At 68.8% G+C, this 18,759-nt stretch carries 17 protein-coding genes; 8 read left to right on the forward strand and 9 right to left on the reverse strand.

What is annotated here, in order from left to right; translation table 11 throughout:
• From J2X34_RS06010 to J2X34_RS06040, 7 genes are all read right to left on the reverse strand, one after another.
• On the reverse strand, positions 1 to 411 hold the full coding sequence (locus tag J2X34_RS06010) for a metal-sulfur cluster assembly factor (RefSeq protein WP_114722739.1): 411 nt from the start codon (positions 409 to 411) through the stop codon (positions 1 to 3).
• Positions 408 to 902: a Fe-S cluster assembly sulfur transfer protein SufU gene (sufU, locus tag J2X34_RS06015; protein WP_114722738.1), complete on the reverse strand. Its 495-nt coding sequence runs from the start codon at positions 900 to 902 to the stop codon at positions 408 to 410. The genes J2X34_RS06010 and sufU overlap by 4 nt, the downstream gene beginning before the upstream one ends.
• 2 nt (positions 903 to 904) lie before the next feature.
• Positions 905 to 2,167, reverse strand: coding sequence for a cysteine desulfurase (locus J2X34_RS06020; RefSeq protein WP_429516370.1), 1,263 nt, complete (start codon positions 2,165 to 2,167; stop codon positions 905 to 907).
• A 5-nt stretch (positions 2,168 to 2,172) separates the two neighbouring features.
• The gene (gene sufC, locus J2X34_RS06025) at positions 2,173 to 2,970 is read right to left on the reverse strand and encodes a Fe-S cluster assembly ATPase SufC (protein WP_114722736.1); all 798 of its coding nucleotides are present in this window, start codon (positions 2,968 to 2,970) and stop codon (positions 2,173 to 2,175) included.
• Between the two features lie 48 nt (positions 2,971 to 3,018).
• Positions 3,019 to 4,206, reverse strand: coding sequence for a Fe-S cluster assembly protein SufD (gene sufD / locus J2X34_RS06030; RefSeq protein ID WP_114722735.1), 1,188 nt, complete (start codon positions 4,204 to 4,206; stop codon positions 3,019 to 3,021).
• Positions 4,206 to 5,651 (reverse strand): Fe-S cluster assembly protein SufB, encoded by a 1,446-nt coding sequence (gene sufB / locus J2X34_RS06035; protein ID WP_114722734.1) that lies wholly within the window; start codon positions 5,649 to 5,651, stop codon positions 4,206 to 4,208. Before sufB ends, sufD begins: the two co-directional genes overlap by 1 nt.
• 71 nt (positions 5,652 to 5,722) lie before the next feature.
• Positions 5,723 to 6,421 (reverse strand): helix-turn-helix transcriptional regulator, encoded by a 699-nt coding sequence (locus tag J2X34_RS06040; RefSeq protein ID WP_174910007.1) that lies wholly within the window; start codon positions 6,419 to 6,421, stop codon positions 5,723 to 5,725.
• A 195-nt stretch (positions 6,422 to 6,616) separates the two neighbouring features.
• Here J2X34_RS06040 and mptB point away from each other — a divergent pair, with 195 nt between their 5' ends.
• The 5 genes from mptB to J2X34_RS06065 all read left to right on the forward strand — a co-directional run bounded on the left by mptB (position 6,617) and on the right by J2X34_RS06065 (position 12,772).
• Positions 6,617 to 8,305, forward strand: coding sequence for a polyprenol phosphomannose-dependent alpha 1,6 mannosyltransferase MptB (gene mptB / locus J2X34_RS06045; RefSeq protein WP_114722759.1), 1,689 nt, complete (start codon positions 6,617 to 6,619; stop codon positions 8,303 to 8,305).
• Between the two features lie 14 nt (positions 8,306 to 8,319).
• A complete protein-coding gene (locus tag J2X34_RS06050) occupies positions 8,320 to 9,273 on the forward strand; it encodes an ABC transporter ATP-binding protein (RefSeq protein WP_114722758.1) in 954 nt (317 codons plus the stop codon).
• On the forward strand, positions 9,270 to 10,067 hold the full coding sequence (locus J2X34_RS06055) for an ABC transporter permease (protein WP_429516371.1): 798 nt from the start codon (positions 9,270 to 9,272) through the stop codon (positions 10,065 to 10,067). Before J2X34_RS06050 ends, J2X34_RS06055 begins: the two co-directional genes overlap by 4 nt.
• Positions 10,068 to 10,134: 67 nt before the next feature.
• The gene (locus tag J2X34_RS06060; protein ID WP_429516372.1) at positions 10,135 to 11,700 is read left to right on the forward strand and encodes a hypothetical protein; all 1,566 of its coding nucleotides are present in this window, start codon (positions 10,135 to 10,137) and stop codon (positions 11,698 to 11,700) included.
• A gap of 97 nt (positions 11,701 to 11,797) precedes the next feature.
• Positions 11,798 to 12,772 carry a COX15/CtaA family protein gene (locus J2X34_RS06065; RefSeq protein ID WP_114722730.1) on the forward strand — a complete coding sequence of 325 codons (975 nt, stop codon included), beginning with the start codon at positions 11,798 to 11,800 and terminating at the stop codon, positions 12,770 to 12,772.
• A 72-nt stretch (positions 12,773 to 12,844) separates the two neighbouring features.
• Here the strand turns inward: J2X34_RS06065 and J2X34_RS06070 are convergent, their stop codons facing one another.
• Positions 12,845 to 13,198 (reverse strand): hypothetical protein, encoded by a 354-nt coding sequence (locus tag J2X34_RS06070; RefSeq protein ID WP_114722729.1) that lies wholly within the window; start codon positions 13,196 to 13,198, stop codon positions 12,845 to 12,847.
• Positions 13,199 to 13,281: 83 nt separating this feature from the next.
• Between J2X34_RS06070 and J2X34_RS06075 the strand changes: the two genes are divergently transcribed.
• Positions 13,282 to 14,247, forward strand: coding sequence for a quinone oxidoreductase family protein (locus tag J2X34_RS06075; protein WP_114722728.1), 966 nt, complete (start codon positions 13,282 to 13,284; stop codon positions 14,245 to 14,247).
• Between the two features lie 81 nt (positions 14,248 to 14,328).
• On the opposite strand, the gene J2X34_RS06080 is transcribed toward J2X34_RS06075, so the two are convergent.
• Entirely contained in the window at positions 14,329 to 15,318 is a 990-nt protein-coding gene (locus tag J2X34_RS06080) for a heme o synthase (RefSeq protein WP_114722727.1), read from the reverse strand.
• Positions 15,319 to 15,512: 194 nt separating this feature from the next.
• On the opposite strand from J2X34_RS06080, the gene tkt reads away from it, so the two are divergent.
• A complete protein-coding gene (gene tkt, locus J2X34_RS06085) occupies positions 15,513 to 17,615 on the forward strand; it encodes a transketolase (protein WP_114722726.1) in 2,103 nt (700 codons plus the stop codon).
• Between the two features lie 6 nt (positions 17,616 to 17,621).
• Complete coding sequence (gene tal / locus J2X34_RS06090; protein ID WP_429516373.1) at positions 17,622 to 18,755, forward strand: transaldolase; 1,134 nt, start codon at positions 17,622 to 17,624, stop codon at positions 18,753 to 18,755.
• Positions 18,756 to 18,759 lie beyond the last annotated feature (4 nt).

Below are 18,759 nucleotides of genomic sequence, written 5' to 3' on the forward strand. Positions count from 1 at the left end.
CTAGACCGTGAAGCCGAGCGCGCGCAGCTGCTCGCGGCCGTCCTCGGTGATCTTGTCCGGGCCCCACGGCGGCATCCAGACCCAGTTGATCCGCAGCTCGTCGCACAGGCTGCTGTTCACCAGGGCGCGCTTGGACTGCTCCTCGATGACGTCGGTCAGCGGGCAGGCCGCGGACGTCAGCGTCATGTCGAGTAGGACGACGTCGATGCCGTTCTCGTCGATCTCCTTGAAGTCGTAGACCAGGCCGAGGTCGACGACATTGATACCGAGTTCGGGGTCGACGACGTCACGCATCGCCTCCTCGAGCTCGTCGAGGCGCTCCGGGGTGAGCGATGCGCCGTACTCGGCACCGCTCTCGGCCTCGGTCGCCGCGTTCTCGGGCTGGGCCTGCTCGGCCTGGGTCTCGGTCATGATGTCTGTCCTCCGGTTCGAGCAAGGTCGTCTTCGGGATTGCCGTCGACTATTCGAACAACGGCGTCCTTGAAAGCCATCCATCCCAGCAGCGCGCACTTCACGCGCGCCGGGTACTTCGACACGCCGCTGAACGCGATGCCGTCGCCGAGCACGTCCTCGTCACCCTCGACGGTGCCCCGACTGCTCACCATCTCGCTGAACGCGTCGACCGTGCGCAGCGCCTCATCGAGGGGCATACCCACGATCTGGTCGAACATCACCGACGTCGACGCCTGGCTGATCGAGCAGCCCTGGCCGTCGTAGGAGATGTCTGCGACGACGGGCCGGCCGTCCTCACCCTCCGACAGGTGCGCGCGCAGCGTGATCTCGTCACCGCACGTCGGGTTCACGTGGTGCACCTCGGCGCCGAACGGATCGCGCAGACCGCGACCCAACGGGTGCTTGTAGTGGTCCAGGATCACTTCCTGGTACATCTGCTCCAGACGCACGCTCAGGCTCCTCCGCCGACACCGAAGAAGTCCTGCGCCCGCCGGATACCGGCGATCAGCGCATCGACCTCGTCGAGGGTGTTGTACAGCGCGAACGACGCCCGCGCGGTGGCGGCGATGCCGAACCGCTGGTGCATCGGCCACGCGCAGTGATGGCCGACGCGGACGGCCACGCCGTCGTCGTCGAGGACCTGGCCCAGGTCGTGGGCGTGGATCCCGTCGACGAGGAACGACACGGCAGAGCCGCGGTCGATTCCGTCCGTCGGGCCGACGATGCGGACGCCGGGAATCCCGGCGAGCCCCTCCAGCGCCGCGGTGACGAGCTGATGCTCGTGTGCCGCGATGGCATCCATGCCGATGTCCTCGAGGTACTTCACGGCGGCACCGAGCCCGACCACCTGCGACGTCATCGGCACACCGGCCTCGAAGCGCTGCGGCGGGGGCGCGTACGTGCTGCCCTCCATCGTCACGGTCTCGATCATCGAGCCGCCCGTGATGAACGGCGGCATCGACGCCAGCAGCGCGCGCTTGCCGTAGAGGACGCCGACGCCGGACGGGCCGAGCATCTTGTGTCCCGAGAACGCCGCGAAATCGACGTCGAGAGCGTGGAAGTCGACGGCGATGTGCGGCACGGACTGGCATGCGTCGAGCACCGTCAGCGCGCCCACGGCCTGCGCCCGCCGGACCAGCTCGGTCACCGGCGAGATCGCACCGGTCACGTTCGACTGGTGCGTGAACGCGACGACCTTGACCTTGTCGGTCAGCTCGAGCGAGTCCAGGTCGATGCGCCCGTCGTCGGTGATGCCGTACCAGCGCAGCGTCGCGCCCGTGCGGCGCGCAAGCTCCTGCCACGGAACGAGATTCGCGTGATGCTCGAGCTCGGTCACGACGATCTCGTCGCCCGGGCCGACGACCCGGGAGAACCGGTCGTCACCGAACACGTGCGCAACCAGGTTGAGCGACTCGGTGGCGTTCTTGGTGAACACCAGCTCGTCCGCGCCGGCGCCGACGAACGACGCGATTGCACTGCGGGCACCCTCGTACGCGTCGGTGGCCTCCTCGGCCAGCTGGTGCGCACCGCGGTGCACCGCGGCGTTGCACGTGGTGAGGAAGTGCCGCTCGGCGTCGAGCACCTGGACCGGACGCTGCGACGTGGCACCGGAGTCCAGGTACACCAAGGGCTTTCCGTCGCGCACGGTACGTCCCAGGATCGGGAAGTCTTCCCGGATCCTGGTGACGTCCAGCGCTGCCGCCGTGGTGGTCATCCGAACTACGCCTCTGCCCCGGACGCTGCAGCCTGGGTGAACCGCACGTAGCCGTTGGTCTCGAGCTCGTCGGCGAGCTCGGCGCCACCGGACTCGACGATGCGGCCGTTCACGAACACGTGCACGAACTCGGGCTCGATGTAGCGCAGGATCCGCGTGTAGTGCGTGATCAGCAGGATGCCGCCGTTCTCACGCTCCTTGTAGCGGTTGACGCCCTCGGAGACGACGCGCAGCGCGTCGACGTCCAGGCCGGAGTCGGTCTCGTCGAGGATCGCGATCCTCGGCTTGAGCAGACCCAGCTGCAGGATCTCGTGGCGCTTCTTCTCGCCACCCGAGAAGCCCTCGTTGACGCTGCGCTCGGCGAACGCGGGATCGATCTCGAGCTCGACCATCGCCTCCTTGGCCTCCTTGACCCAGTGGCGCAGCTTGGGGGCCTCGCCACGGACCGCGGTGGCAGCGGTGCGCAGGAAGTTCGACATCGACACGCCCGGAACCTCGACCGGGTACTGCATGGCCAGGAAGAGACCGGCGCGGGCGCGCTCGTCGACGCTCATCTCCAGGACGTTCTCACCGTTGAGGGTGATCGAACCGGAGGTCACCTCGTACTTGGGGTGGCCGGCGATCGCATACGACAGGGTGGACTTGCCGGAGCCGTTGGGGCCCATGATCGCGTGGGTCTCACCCGAGCGGACGGTGAGGTTCACGCCCTTGAGGATGTTGATCGGCTCGGCGTTCTCGTCCGAGCTGGCGACGTTGACGTGCAGGTCCTTGATTTCGAGAACCGAGTTTTCAGGGGTAGACATTCGATTTCCTCTGGGAAGTATCGGCGGAAAGCTGGAGGCGGGCCCGGATCAGGCGCCGACGGCGGCGAGTTCGGCCTCGACCGCGGCCTCGAGGCGCTCGCGCACCTCGGGAACGGCGATGCGGTTGATGATCTCGTGGAAGAAACCACGCACCACCAGTCGCCTCGCCTGGTCCTCGGGAATACCCCGGGCGCGCAGGTAGAACAGCTGCTCGTCGTCGAAACGTCCGGTCGCGCTGGCGTGTCCGGCGCCGACGATCTCGCCGGTCTCGATCTCGAGGTTCGGCACGGAGTCGGCGCGCGCGCCGTCGGTGAGCACCAGGTTGCGGTTGAGCTCGAACGTGTCGGTGCCCTCGGCCTCGGCACGGATCAGCACGTCGCCGATCCACACGGTGTGTGCGTCGGGCTTACCGGAGGCCGGATCGCCCTGCAGCGCACCCTTGTACACGACATTCGACTTGCAGTGCGGCTGCGAGTGGTCCACCAGCAGGCGCTGCTCGAAGTGCTGACCGGCGTCGGCGAAGTAGAGGCCGAGCAGCTCGGCGTCGCCGCCGGGGCCCGCGTACTTGACCGTCGGCGTGATCCGGACGAGGTCGCCGCCCAGGCTCACCGAGGTGTGCCGCAGCACCGCGTCCCGGCCGAGCATCGCGTGGTGGGCCGCCGCGTGCACCGCGTCGTCCTCCCAGTCCTGGACCGCGACGACGGTCAGCGACGAGCCGTCGCCGAGCACGAACTCGACGTTCTCCGCGTAGGTTCCGTTGCCCTTCTGATCGAGGACGACGGTCGCCTTCGCGAAGGTCTCGAGGCGGATCTGCAGGTGGCCGAACGCCACCTGGCCCTCACCGGGTCCGGTGACGACGATGTTGATCGGCTCCGCCACCTCGGTCTCGCGACCGACGGTCACGACGGTCGCCGTCTCGAACGACGAGTACGCCTGCGCGGCGACACGATCGAACGGGACGCCGCCCTGGCCGAGGCGGGCATCGTCACGGCCGACGGTCTCGACGGTGATGTCGCCACCGGTGACCTCGACAGTGGCCGAGCCGGATGCGACGGCGGTGCCGTCGTGCAGACCCCGCAGCCGGCGCAGCGGGGTGAACCGCCACGCCTCGTCGCGTCCGGCGGGCACCTCGAACGCATTCACGTCGAACGAGGTGAAGACCTCACCCTTGTTGGTTGCGGGGGCGACGTTCTCGCCGGCCACCGCACCCTGTACTCCCGTCACGGGGGTGCTCACTAGCCCACCGCCCCTTCCATCTGCAGTTCGATCAGGCGGTTGAGCTCGAGGGCGTACTCCATCGGCAGCTCCTTGGCGATGGGCTCGACGAACCCTCGCACCACCATGGCCATCGCCTCGTCCTCGGTCAGACCGCGGCTCATGAGGTAGAACAACTGGTCGTCGCTGACCTTCGACACCGTCGCCTCGTGGCCCATCGTCACGTCGTCCTCGCGGACGTCGACGTACGGGTACGTGTCGGAACGGCTGATCTGGTCGACCAGCAGGGCGTCACACTTGACGGTCGCCTTCGACCCGTGCGCACCCTTGTTGACCTGGACCAGGCCGCGGTAGGACGCGCGGCCGCCGCCGCGGGCGACGGACTTGCTGACGATCGTCGACGACGTGTGCGGCGCCAGGTGCAGCATCTTCGCACCCGTGTCCTGGTGCTGGCCCTCGCCGGCGAACGCGACGGAGAGAACCTCGCCGCGGGCGTGCTCGCCCATCATCCACACGGCCGGGTACTTCATCGTGACCTTGGAGCCGATGTTGCCGTCGATCCACTCCATGGATCCGCCGGCCTCGACCTTGGTGCGCTTGGTCACCAGGTTGTAGACGTTGTTCGACCAGTTCTGGATCGTCGTGTAGCGGCAGTGGCCGCCCTTCTTGACGATGATCTCGACGACCGCGGAGTGCAGCGAGTCGGACTTGTAGATCGGGGCCGTGCAGCCCTCGACGTAGTGCACCGAGGCGCCCTCGTCGACGATGATCAGCGTCCGCTCGAACTGACCCATGTTCTCGGTGTTGATCCGGAAGTAGGCCTGCAGCGGGATGTCGACCTTGACACCCGGCGGGACGTAGATGAACGAGCCACCGGACCAGACGGCGGTGTTCAGCGCGGAGAACTTGTTGTCGCCGGCCGGAATGACCGAGCCGAAGTACTCCTGGAAGATCTCCGGGTGCTCGCGCAGACCGGTGTCGGTGTCGAGGAAGATCACGCCCTGAGCCTCGAGATCCTCACGGATCTGGTGGTAGACCACCTCGGACTCGTACTGCGCGGCGACACCGGCGACCAGGCGCTGCTTCTCCGCCTCCGGGATGCCCAGCTTGTCGTACGTGTTCTTGATGTCCTCGGGCAGGTCTTCCCAGCTCTCGGCCTGCTTCTCGGTGGACCGCACGAAGTACTTGATGTTGTCGAAATCGATGCCGTCGAGGTTCGAACCCCAGTGCGGCATGGGCTTCTTGTCGAAGGTCTTGAGCGCCTTGAGGCGGATGTCGAGCATCCACTCGGGCTCGTTCTTCTTCGAGGAGATGTCCCGCACGACGGCCTCGGACAGACCTCGCTGTGCACTGGCACCGGCGGCGTCGGAGTCCGACCAGCCGTAGCCGTAATTGCCCAGCGAGGCGATCGTCTCTTCCTGCGTCAGTGGCGCCTCGGGTGTCACCTGGTCTGATGTGACGGTCATGCGAGCTCCTTCCGGAGTCTTGGTACGTACCGGTGAGAGCTGGACACCGGCAGGGAGAAAATCGAGATCATCTATTCGGTCGTTCGGGGTAACGCGAGCGGGACATGCGTGGTGCAGGCGCAGTCCCCGTTGGCGATGGTCGCCAACCTCTGCACGTGTCGGCCGAGCAAGGCGGCGAACGCGGCCCGTTCCGCCTCGCACAGTTCGGGGAACTCCTCGGCCACGTGCGAGACCGGGCAGTGATGCTGGCAGATCTGCACCCCGTTGCCGACCGGACGGATCGAGGCGGCGAACCCGGCCGAGGTGAACGCCTCCGCGATCTCCTCGGCGGTGGACTCCACCTCCTCCGGCTTGTCCTCGGTCACCGGCGCGACGTCGCCGACGATGGACTGCACCCGACGTCGGGCGAAGTCCTCGATGGCCGCGTCGCCACCGATCTCCCGCAACTGCCGCATCGCGGCACCGGCGAGGTCGTCATACGTGTGGCCGAGCTTGCCCCGACCCGCTGCGGTGATCTGGAACAGCTTCGCGGGACGGCCACGACCACGCTGCCGCCAACTGGCGGCACTCGCGGCTTGCGCCTCACCCGCATCGATGAGCGCATCCAGATGCCGTCGGACACCGGCCGCACTGAGACCGAGTCGCACGCCGATGTCGGTGGCCGAGATCGGCCCCTCCTCGACGAGCAATTGAACGACCGCGGCGCGAGTGTGTCCTTCGTGTGCACCGGCAACGGACACCGTGGAACCAGCGGAGGACGACGCAGTCACGTGAGCTGCGCTTTCTCCACTCGAACGTCGAGCCGCTTCCGATTTCACAACACCAGTGTGACGGAATTAGGCCCAGCGGTCCACGAAGGGTTGCCTGTGTAACGGGCGCCACACCGATTCGGCCGGGTCGTCGATCCGCCGTGACCGGAGTCCCCCGCCCGCCCCGCTACGCTGCACCGTGTGCCGCAGACCGAGATGGACAACGAGTCGGACGCCCCGGCCCGATCTCGGGCCGAGCGGGCGACGACCTTCGCCAAGCGCGCGCTCGGGATCGACGGGCGTTCCCCCCGCCCGTCGGTAGGCGACGCCCTCCACGGCGACGAACCGGAGTCGCCAGGTCTCAACGCCCGCGAGAACCGCCAACTGCACCACATCCGACTCTTCGGTGCGACCGGCGCAGTATTGATGGCCGTCGGCGCGCTGGGCGCGGGAGCGCAACCTGTTCTGCAGAACCCGGTCCAGGGCCTGCGGATCCTCGGCCTGCCGGCACGTATGCCGAGCGCGACCCTGAGCATGGCGATGACGGGCACCGTCATGGTGGTGCTGGCCTGGCTGCTACTCGGCCGATTCGCGGTCGGAAACATCCGCGGCGGCCGAGCGCCCCGACAGCTGAGCCGGTCGCAACTCGACCGCACCCTTCTATTGTGGGTGATTCCCCTCACAGTCGCTCCGCCGATGTTCAGCCGCGACGTGTACTCCTACCTCGCGCAGAGTGAGATCACCGCCCGCGGCCTCGATCCGTACGAGATCGGACCGGCCGGGGCACTCGGCGTCGATCACGTCCTCACCCGGACCGTGCCGAACATCTGGCGTGAGACGCCGGCGCCCTACGGTCCCCTGTTCCTCTGGATGGGACGCGGAATCACCTACCTGACCGGCGACAACATCGTGGCCGGGATCTTCCTGCACCGCATTCTCGCGCTCGCCGGTGTCGCGCTGATCGTGTGGGCGCTGCCCCGCCTCGCCCGCCGCTGCGGCGTCTCCGCTGTGAGCGCGTTGTGGCTGGGCGCGGCGAACCCACTGGTGCTGTTCCACCTGGTCGCCGGCATCCACAACGAGGCTCTCATGATCGGCCTGATGCTGGCCGGCGTCGAGGTGGCCCTGCGTGCCGTCGACAGCGTCCAACCGATCCGGGGCCGGGTCCTGCTCCTCCTGCTCGCGGGCGCGACGCTGATCGTGCTGTCCTCGACGATCAAGATTCCGTCGCTACTGGCACTCGGTTTCGTCGGCATGGCCCTGGCCCGGCGGTGGGGCGGCAACCTCAAGTCACTGGTGTCCGCTGCGGCCATCCTCGGCGCGGTGACCATCGCGGTGACGGTGTTCGTCAGCGTCGCGAGCGGACTGGGCATGGGCTGGACCCAGACGCTCGGCACCGCAACGGAGGTGCGCAGCTGGATGTCGATCCCGACGTTGCTCGGACTGGGAACCGGTCTCGCCGGCGTCCTGCTCGGCCTCGGCGACCACACCACCGCTGTGCTCAGCCTCACACGACCGATCGCGTCGCTGATCGCCGCCTTCATCACGGTCCGCATGCTGATCGCCGTCCTAGTCGGACGAATCCATCCGGTGGGCGCGCTCGGCGTCTCGCTGGGCGCGATCGTCCTCCTCTTCCCCGTGGTGCAGCCCTGGTACCTGCTGTGGGCGGTGATCCCGCTGGCCGCGTGGGCCACCCGGCCCATCTTCCGTATCCCCGCGATCGCCTTCTCGTCGTTCGTCAGCGTGATCTTGATGCCCAACGGCGCCGAGTACGAGCCGTTCATGATCGTCCAGGCCGCCATCGCGACCGCGGTGACGAGCATCGCCCTGATCGTCCTGACACGGAATCAGCTGTTGTGGCGGGCGCAGCCCGGACCGCCGGCTCAGACTGATCCGGCCGGGGCTTAGGCTGGTTCCTCGTGATTGTCAGAGCGTCGAACACGACGTCCAACAGGGGCGGTCCCGCCGTGCGACTCGAGGGCGTGGTCAAGTCGTTCGGCGACCTGCGCGCGGTCGACGGACTCGACCTCACGCTCGAGTCCGCGCAGGTACTTGCCCTGCTCGGCCCCAACGGCGCCGGCAAGACCACGACCGTCGAAATGTGCGAGGGCTTCGTCTCCCCCGATGCCGGGTCCGTGCGCGTCCTCGGTCTCGACCCCATCGCCGACTCGGCCGCCCTGCGCCCGCGGATCGGCGTCATGCTCCAGGGCGGCGGCGCCTACCCCGGGTCGAAGGCCGGGGAGATGCTCGACCTCGTGGCGTCGTACTCGGCCGACCCGCTCGATCCCGAGTGGCTCCTGAAGAGCCTCGGACTGCAGGACGCGCGCCGGACGCCGTACCGACGACTGTCCGGTGGCCAGCAGCAGCGCCTCGCGCTCGCATGCGCACTCGTCGGGCGCCCCGAGCTGGTGTTCCTCGACGAACCGACCGCCGGCCTGGACGCGCAGGCCCGTCTGCTGGTGTGGGAGCTGATCGACGCCCTGCGCCGCGACGGCGTCAGCGTCCTGCTGACCACGCACCTGATGGACGAGGCCGAGGAACTGGCCGACGAACTGGTCATCATCGACCACGGGCAGATCGTCGCGTCCGGTACACCGTCCGAGGTCACCCGGACCGGGGCCGAGGGCCAGCTGAGCCTCGTCGCGCCGCCCGGTCTCGACCTCGAGCGTCTGCGCGCCGTCCTGCCTGCCGACTACCAGGCCCTCGAGCGCACTCCCGGCAACTACGCGGTGCGCGGCACCATCGATCCGCACATCGTCGCGGCGGTCACGTCGTGGTGTGCCGGACAGGACGCGCTCGCCACGGAGATCCGGGTGGACCAGCGCCGACTCGAGGATGTCTTCCTCGAACTCACCGGACGGGACCTGAGGGGATGAGCGTGACGCACCACGACCGCCTGGCCGACAACCGATTCGCCGACGGAACCTTCACGCCGCGCCCGCAGCCGGCGCCCGCGGCCCGCATGCTCGCCGCGCAGACCCGGCTCGAGCTCACGCTGCTGCTGCGCAACGGCGAGCAGTTGCTCATCACCATGTTCATCCCGATCACCCTGCTGATCGGTCTGACGCTCCTCCCCGTCGGCGACTTCGGCGACGACCGCGTCGACACCATCGTCCCGGCCGTGATGATGGTCGCGATCATGTCGACGGCGTTCACGGGGCAGGCGATCGCGGTCGGCTTCGACCGGCGCTACGGCGCGCTGAAACGACTCGGGGCCACTCCCCTGCCGCGCTGGGGCATCATCGCGGGCAAGAGCGCGGCTGTCGTCATCGTCGTCGCGATGCAGTCCCTCCTGCTCGGAGCGATCGGCTTCGCCCTGGGCTGGCGGCCGGAGGCGCTCGGACTGCTCCTCGGCAGCGTCGTCATCGCGCTCGGCACGGTCACGTTCGCGGCGCTGGGCCTGCTGCTCGGCGGCACGCTGCGCGCCGAGATCGTTCTCGCTCTCGCCAACATCCTGTGGTTCGTGATGGCCGGTGTCGGCAGCGTCATCTTCGCCGATCAACTGCACAGTGGTGTCCGGATCGGCGCGCAGCTCATCCCGTCTGGGGCGCTGGCGCAGGCCCTCGAGGACGCGACCACGGGCAGCATCAACGTCATGTGCGTGGCAGTGCTGGCGGTGTGGGCGGCGGTGGCCGGTTTCGTCGCGACCCGCACCTTCAAGTTCACCTGACACGAGTATTCGTGCATTCGGCTCGTGTCGGGCGAAACGCTCCCGGCACCGACCGTCCGGTACCACAATGACCGTCGTGACTGCTTCCCTGATCACCGGATTCCGTCGTACCTCGATCGCCGCGTGCGGCGCACTCGCTCTGGCCCTGGCCCCGGTGACCGCGGATGCGGCCCCCGGGTGGGGGCCCCTCGCACCGGCCAACCCGTATCTGGGCCCCGACGGGACCTCCACCATGCACGGGGACGCCGGATCGTCGGACGCGACGCGGCTGGCCGGCCCGGGCGCCGGCGCGGTCTCGATCGCGCAGTACCCGCTCGCGTCGGCCTGCCCGACGCTGCTGCAGGGCTCCGACGGCCTGGTCGTCGCACTGTGCACGACGATGCTGGGCCGGACGCCCACCGTGCACCTGCTCGATCCGACCGCGTCGACGTTCCCGGTGGGTGGCACGCTGGCCCAGTTGGAGCTGGCCAGGGGCAGCCTGCTCGGCGGGGTGTACGCCTACCTGGATTCGGACGACCGCCTCGTGGTGGTCGACGGCAGCCGTCACCTGCTGCGGGTGGGCCACGCCCAGGACCCGGACGGCACCTGGACGCTCACGGTCGACTCGAGCACCGATCTGACGTCGGCGATTCCCGACGGCGACAACGTCACCGGACTCGCGCCCGACTGGGCCGGCAACGTGTGGTTCGCGACGGGCAACGGTGTCGTGGGCACGGTCGACCACACCGGCACCGCCCGCACCGTGCCCCTACCGGCGGGCGAACAGGTGCAGAACAGCATCTCGACGTCACCGACGGGCACCTCGGTCGCGTCCACCCACGCCACCTACCAGTTCACCGCCGGACCGGACTCGCAGCCACAACTCGAGTGGCGGCAGGAGTACGACCGGGGGTCGGCGCGCAAGCCCGGCCAGCTCAGCTGGGGCACGGGTTCGACACCCACTTACTTCGGGCCCGCCACCGGATCCGAGTACGTCACGATCGTCGACAACGCCGACGGCCAGGTGAACCTGCTGGTCTACCGGTCCGACACCGGCGCCGAGATCTGCAAGGAACCGGTCCTGCCTCCGGGCGACGACGGCGGCAGCTTGTCGGGCAGCACCGGCAGCCTGAGCGGGAGCGCCACCGGGAGCACCGGATCGGGCAGCGGCAGCGAGAACTCCCCCATCGGCATCGGGCGCTCGGTGTTCGTCGCGAGCACCTATGGCTACCCGTACCCGACGGTCCCGGACGGCGCGGGCGAGGCGGTTCCCGCGTCGGCGCCGTTCCGCGGCGGGATGACGCGCGTGGACGTCGACACCGACGGCGAGGGCTGCAGCACCGTATGGCAGAACGAGGTCCGCAGTTCGGCGGTGCCGCACCTGTCCACGGCGGACGGCAACATCTACACGATGGTCCGGCAGGGACTGGACGCGACGACGCCGCTCGACGGCTTCGCCTACGCGGTGATCGACCCCGACACCGGCGCGGTGAAGACCACCAGGACGATCACCGGCACCATGCTCGGGGACACCCTGCAGATGTCGGCGCTGATCACCGAGGACGGCCGGTACATGCAGGGCACGATCTCGGGGATCGTGTCGGTCAACCCGGACGGCGGCGGCTCGAGCGGCTCGGGATCGTCGGGGTCGTGATCCCCGCGGTCGCCGGGCACCGGGCCCGGGTCGACGACACCCCGGCCGAGCCGGGCCCAACTACACCGCGTAGTGGAAGGCCCTCTACCATCGGGTTGTGCTGTATCGCGGGTTTGTGAGCCTGGTCAACCGTCTACCGCTGCCGTCGCTTGCGGTCCAGAAGTGGATCGCGATCGCGGTGATCGTGACGCAGGGCGGCATCGCGGTCACCGGATCGGTGGTCCGCGTGACGGCATCCGGCCTCGGATGCACCACCTGGCCGCAGTGCTACCCGGGCAGTTTCGTCCCGACCGGTGATTCGACGGCGCCCTGGTTCCACCAGACCATCGAGTTCGGTAACCGCCTGCTCACGTTCCTGGTGATCGCGACCGCCGCCGCGGTGGTCCTCGCGGTCACGCGCGCGGCGCGGCGGCGCGAGGTGCTCGTGTACGCGTGGCTGATGCCGCTGTCGACCGTCGCGCAGGCGGTGCTCGGCGGGATCACGGTGCTCACCGGGCTGCTCTGGTGGACGGTGGCGCTGCACCTGCTGGTGTCGATGGCAATGGTGTGGCTGTCGGTGATGCTGTACCACAAGATCGACCAACCGGACGACGGCGTCGAGGTCACCACCCTGCCCAAGCAGCTGAGCTGGCTGACCGCCCTCACCGGCGTCGCGCTGGCCGGCACGTTGGTGGCGGGAACGATGGTGACCGGTGCCGGCCCGCACGCCGGTGACAAGAACCCGGAGCGCACGGTCGAACGTCTGGACCTCGACATCACCAACCTGGTGCACCTGCATGCCGAGTTGCTCGTCGGTTACCTGGCGCTGCTGATCGGCCTGGGCTTCGGCCTGTACGCAGTCCGGGCGAGCGCCGCGGTGAAGCTGCGCCTGAAGGTCGTGATCGCGCTGGTCGTCGCGCAGGCGTGCGTCGGACTCGTGCAGTTCTGGACGCACGTGCCGGCGGTGCTGGTGACGATCCATGTGGCGCTCGCCGGTGCGTGCACCGCCGCGACCGCTGCCCTGTACGCGGCGGGCCGGATCCGCGAGCCGGTGGCCGACCGCGCCGAAGCCGAAACTGTCGCGTCGGCCTGACGCCGCGTCACCACAACGAACAACGAAGGCCGGGTCCCCGCGACTACCGCGGGGACCCGGCCTTCTCAGGTGTCAGCGCTCGTTGCGAGCCTTCGGGAATCGCGTCTGGTGGGCCACCCAGCCCGCCATCTTCGCGAAATGACCTTTGCGCGGGGTCACGACGCTGGTGAGGGCGCGGTCCCACTCGGAGACCGTGATCTCGTCGAACGAAGCCACGACGGCGTTGGCGATCGCGACCGTGTCGACCACCTGGTCGCCGAGGATGCCGTCGGCGCCGACGAGGGTGATGCGCACGCCCGCGCGACCCACCGGCTGGATGACCGCGCTCGCGGATCCACCGTGCTCGGACAGGAACTTGCGGATCGCGGCGACCGTGCCCGAGGGCAGGACCGGGGCCGCAGCGGTGCTCTGGGTATCGGTGCTCATGGGGCCAGACTACTGTGCGGTAGCCGAACGACCGTCACGACCTTCCGGTACCGCACGGCGTGAGCCGGTGTAGAACAAAGAGCATGCGTGCAATCGTGGTGTCCCAGTTCGGCGGTCCGGAGGTTCTCGTCCCCACGGAGGTGCCCGATCCGGAGATCGGCCCCGGTGACCTGCTGGTTGCCACGGAGGCGATCGGCATCAACTTCATCGACACGTACTTCCGCACCGGAACCTATGCCCGCGACGTCCCATACGTGCCCGGCGACGAGGGGTCCGGCGTGGTCCTCGAGGTCGGGTCCGACGTCACCGACTTCGCGGTGGGCGACCGCGTCGCGTGGGCGGCCGCAGCCGCCGGCTACGCGGAGAAGGTCGCGGTGCCCGCCGCGGTGGCGGTGAAGGTGCCCGCCGGCGTGGCTCCCGAGTTCGCGGCGTCGGCGCTGCTGCAGGGCATGACCGCGCACTACCTGATCGAGTCGGCGTTTCCCGCGCAGGCCGGGGACACCGTCCTCGTGCACGCCGGAGCCGGCGGGGTGGGCCTGCTGCTCACCCAGATGGCCGCCGCGAAGGACGTCAAGGTCATCACGACGGTGTCGAGCGACGAGAAGGAATCGCTGTCGCGCGAGGCCGGCGCGTGGCGGGTCCTGCGGTACGGTGCCGGGCTCGCGGACCAGGTTCGTGAGCTCACCGGCGGCGAAGGGGTCGCCGCCGTGTACGACGGCGTCGGCAAGGACACGTTCGACGCGAGTCTCGCGTCGTTGCGGATCCGCGGCACCCTCGTGCTGTTCGGGGCCGCCAGCGGACCCGTCGCGCCCTTCGACCTGCAGCGTCTGAACTCCTCCGGATCGCTGTACGTCACCCGCCCCACGCTCGCGCACTACGTGCGGAATCGGGAAGAGCTGACGTGGCGCGCCGGTGCGGTACTGGACGCCATCGCCGCCGGGACATTGAAACTGCGAGTGGGCGGCACATATCCCCTCGCGGACGCCGCGCAGGCGCACCGGGACCTCGAGGGACGCCGGACCATCGGGTCGATCGTGCTGGTGCCCTAGCAAGCCCGTCGAACGACGGAGGCTGTCGAACGGCGAGGGCCCCGGTCGTTGAAACGACCGGGGCCCCTCGCCGAGAGTTCGTCAGAAGTAACTGGCGATGGTGTTCCAGCCGAGCACGGAGTCGACGGCGAGTCCGCAGCACACGACCGCGAGGTAGTTGTTGGACTGCAGGAACAGCTTGAGCGGCTTGATCGGGGTGCCGCCGCGCACGCTGTTGTACAGCTGGTGAGCGACGAACAGGAACCACGCGCCGGCCAGCAGGGTGACGCCCGCGTAGATCCAGCCGGCCGCCGGGACCAGCGCCAGCGACGCGAGGACCGTCGCCCACGTGTAGATCACGATCTGCTTGGTGACGTGTTCCTCGGACGCGATGACCGGGAGCATCGGGACACCGGCAGCCTTGTAGTCCTCCTTGTAGCGCATCGCGAGCGCCCAGGTGTGCGGCGGCGTCCAGAAGAAGATGATCAGGAACAGGACGACCGGCTCCCAGCTCAGCGATCCGGTAACCGCGGCCCAGCCGACCATGACCGGCATGCAGCCGGCGGCGCCGCCCCAGATCACGTTCTGCCACGTCCGACGCTTGAGCACCATCGTGTAGACGAGCACGTAGAAGGCGATGGTGAGAACCACGAGGAACCCGGCGAGCAGGTTGGCGCGCCACCACAGCCACAGGAACGACGCGACACCGAGCGTCACGCCGAACACGAAAGCGTGCCGGGTCGGGACGGCCTGACGTGCGAGGGGACGCAGCGCCGTCCGCTTCATCACCTTGTCGATGTCGGCGTCGACGACGCAGTTGAGCGAGTTGGCGCTCGCCGCGCCCATCCATCCACCGAACAGCGTGCTGATGATGAGGACGAGATCGATGTGGCCGCGGTCCGCGAGCAGCATCGCCGGAATCGTGGCGACGAGCAGCAGCTCGATCACCCGCGGCTTCGTCAATGCGATGTACGCCAGAATCGTCGCCGAAACGCGGCCCCACAGCGTGGTGGTGTCCCGCGCAGTCTTCGATTCGGATGCGGCGGCGGGGCTGCCGAAGCCATGTCCGCTCGGCCGATGCCCTGTACGCACGCTATCTCCTTGCCCCACGCGACTACATCCTCGCTTGCTACTGCACTACTACAAACGATGGTAGACGCCGCAAACCTGCGAACCGAATCGACCCGAATGGGGAGGCACAACTAGGCTGGAGGCGCACAAGAGGCCCGCTAACGCCCACAGCTCCCTCCGGCTCCACGTACAACCATGTCAGGAGACATCTGCCCGTGTCGATCACAGACGAGATCCGCGTCCTCACGCAACCGGTCCACCCTGCCGATTGGACCGACCTGGACACCAAGGCCGTCGACACCGTCCGAGTCCTCGCCGCGGACGCCGTCCAGAAGGTCGGCAACGGCCACCCGGGCACCGCGATGAGCCTCGCACCTCTCGCCTACACCCTGTTCCAGCGGGTGTTGCGCCACGATCCGAAGAACCCGGAATGGGTGGGTCGCGACCGCTTCGTCCTGTCCTGCGGCCACAGCAGCCTGACGCTGTACCTGCAGCTGTACTTGTCGGGTTACGGACTCGAGCTGTCCGACATCGAGGCACTGCGCACGTGGGGCTCGCTGACCCCGGGCCACCCGGAGTACGGCCACACGGTCGGCGTCGAGATGACCACCGGGCCGCTCGGCCAGGGCCTGGCGTCCTCGGTCGGCATGGCGATGGCCGCCCGCCGCGAGCGCGGCCTGTTCGATCCGGACGCCGCGGCCGGCGCCAGCCCGTTCGACCACTACGTCTACGTGATCGCCTCCGACGGTGACATGGAGGAAGGCGTCACGTCGGAGGCGTCGTCGATCGCCGGTGTCCAGCAGTTGGGCAACCTCGTCGTCTTCTACGACGACAACAAGATCTCGATCGAACACGACACCGCGATCGCCCTCGGCGAGGACGTCGCCAAGCGCTACGAGGCGTACGGCTGGCATGTGCAGACCGTCGAGGGCGGCGAGAACGTCTCCGCGATCCTCGACGCTGTCGAGGCCGCCAAGGCGGTCACCGACAAGCCGTCGATCATCCTGCTCCGCACGATCATCGGCTACCCGGCGCCGACCATGATGAACACCGGCGACGTGCACGGTGCCGCTCTGGGCGCCGAAGAGGTCGCCGGCGTCAAGCGGGCCCTCGGATTCGACCCGGAGAAGAGCTTCGACGTCGATCCGGCCGCGCTCGCGCACGCCCGTGAGGTCCTGGATCGAGGCGCCGCGGCACACGCACAGTGGCAGGCCGACTTCGACGCGTGGGCCGCTCGCGAGCCCGAGCGCAAGGCGCTGTTCGACCGCCTCCACGCCGGCGAGTTCCCCGAGGGCTGGACCGACAACCTGCCGACGTGGGACGCGGACGCCAAGGGCGTCGCCACCCGCAAGGCGTCGGGCAAGACCCTCAACGCGCTGGGCCCGATCCTGCCGGAGCTGTGGGGCGGCTCGGCCGACCTCGCCGGCAGCAACAACACCACGATCGACGGTTCCGACTCGTTCGGTCCGACGTCGATCTCCACCAAGGACTGGAACGCGCAGCCCTACGGCCGGACGCTGCACTTCGGCATCCGCGAGCACGCGATGGGCTCGATCCTCAACGGCATCGTGCTGCACGGACCCACCCGCGCCTACGGCGGCACGTTCCTCGTGTTCAGCGACTACATGCGTCCCGCGGTCCGACTGGCGTCGCTGATGAAGACGCCGGCGATCTACGTGTGGACGCACGACTCCATCGGTCTCGGCGAGGACGGCCCCACGCACCAGCCGATCGAGCACCTGGCCGCGCTGCGTGCGATCCCGAACATGTCCGTGATCCGTCCGGGTGACGCGAACGAGACCGCGCAGGCCTGGAAGGCCGCGCTCGAACACAAGACCGGCCCCACCGCCCTGGCCCTGACCCGTCAGGACATCCCGGTCCTCGAGGGCACCCGCGACAAGGCCGCCGAGGGCGTCGCCCGTGGCGCGTACATCCTGGCCGAGGCGTCGACGGGCACCCCCGAGGTGATCCTGCTGGGTACCGGTTCGGAGCTGCAGCTGGCAGTCGCCGCCCGCGAGGTGCTCGAAGCCGACGGCATCGCCACCCGCGTCGTGTCGGTCCCCTGCCTCGACTGGTTCGAGCAGCAGGACCAGGCCTACCGCGACGCGGTGCTGCCGCCGGCGGTGCGGGCCCGCGTCTCCGTCGAGGCCGGTATCGCGATGCCGTGGTACAAGTTCATCGGCAGTGACGGCGAGGCCGTGTCGATCGAGCACTACGGCGCTTCCGCCGACTACAAGACGCTGTTCCGCGAGTTCGGCTTCACGGCCGAGGCGGTCACCGATGCGGCTCGCCGCACCCTCGCACGTGTGAAGGGATGAATCACCATGACTGACACTGCAACCCAGAATGCAAACCTCGCGGCGCTGTCCGCGGCGGGTGTGTCCGTGTGGCTCGACGATCTGTCGCGCACGCGGCTCGAGACCGGCAACCTCGCGGAGCTGATCGCGACCCGCAGCGTCGTCGGCGTCACTACCAACCCGACGATCTTCCAGGGCGCCCTCACCAAGGGCGAGGCGTACGACGCGCAGCTGCGCGAGCTCGCGAAGAACGGCGCCGACGTCGACGAGACCGTCCGCGCGCTCACCACGGACGACGTCCGGGCGGCGTGCGAGGTGCTGGCCCCGCAGGCCGAGGCCTCCGACGGTGTCGACGGCCGGGTGTCGATCGAGGTCGATCCGCGACTGGCACACGAGACCGACGCGACGGTGGCGCAGGCCATCGAACTGTGGAAGCTCGTCGACCGCGACAACCTGCTGATCAAGATCCCGGCCACCATGGCGGGTCTGCCCGCGATCACCCGGGTTATCGCGGAGGGCATCAGCGTCAACGTCACGCTGATCTTCTCGGTCGAGCGCTACGAGGCCGTCATCGACGCGTACCTCGCGGGCCTCGAGGCCGCGAAGTCCGCCGGACACGATCTGTCGAAGATCCACTCGGTCGCGTCGTTCTTCGTCTCCCGCGTGGACAGCGAGATCGACGGACAGCTCGAGAAGATCGGCTCGGACGCGGCGCTCGCACTGCGCGGCAAGGCCGGTCTGGCCAACGCCCGCCTCGCGTACGCCTCGTACCAGCAGGTGTTCGAGGGCGGGTCGCGCTGGGAGGCGCTGGCCGCCGCCGGCGCCCGCGTGCAGCGTCCGCTGTGGGCCTCGACCGGTGTGAAGAATCCCGACTACTCGGACACGCTGTACGTCACCGAGCTCGTCGCCCCTCGCACGGTCAACACGATGCCGGAGAAGACCATGGGAGCGGTCGCCGATCACGGCGTCGTCTCCGGGGACACCATCTCGGGCACCGCCGCGGCGTCGCAGGCCGTCTTCGACCAGCTCGCCGCCGTCGGTATCGACATCCCCGCGGTGTTCGACAAGCTCGAGACGGAGGGCGTGGACAAGTTCGAGGTCTCGTGGAACGAGCTCCTCGACGCGATCTCGGAGCAGCTCACCGCTGCTCGAGAGAGCTGACCCC

This window comes from Rhodococcus sp. BE178 (genome assembly GCF_050433545.1).
In the GTDB taxonomy this organism is placed as follows: Bacteria; Actinomycetota; Actinomycetes; order Mycobacteriales; family Mycobacteriaceae; genus Prescottella.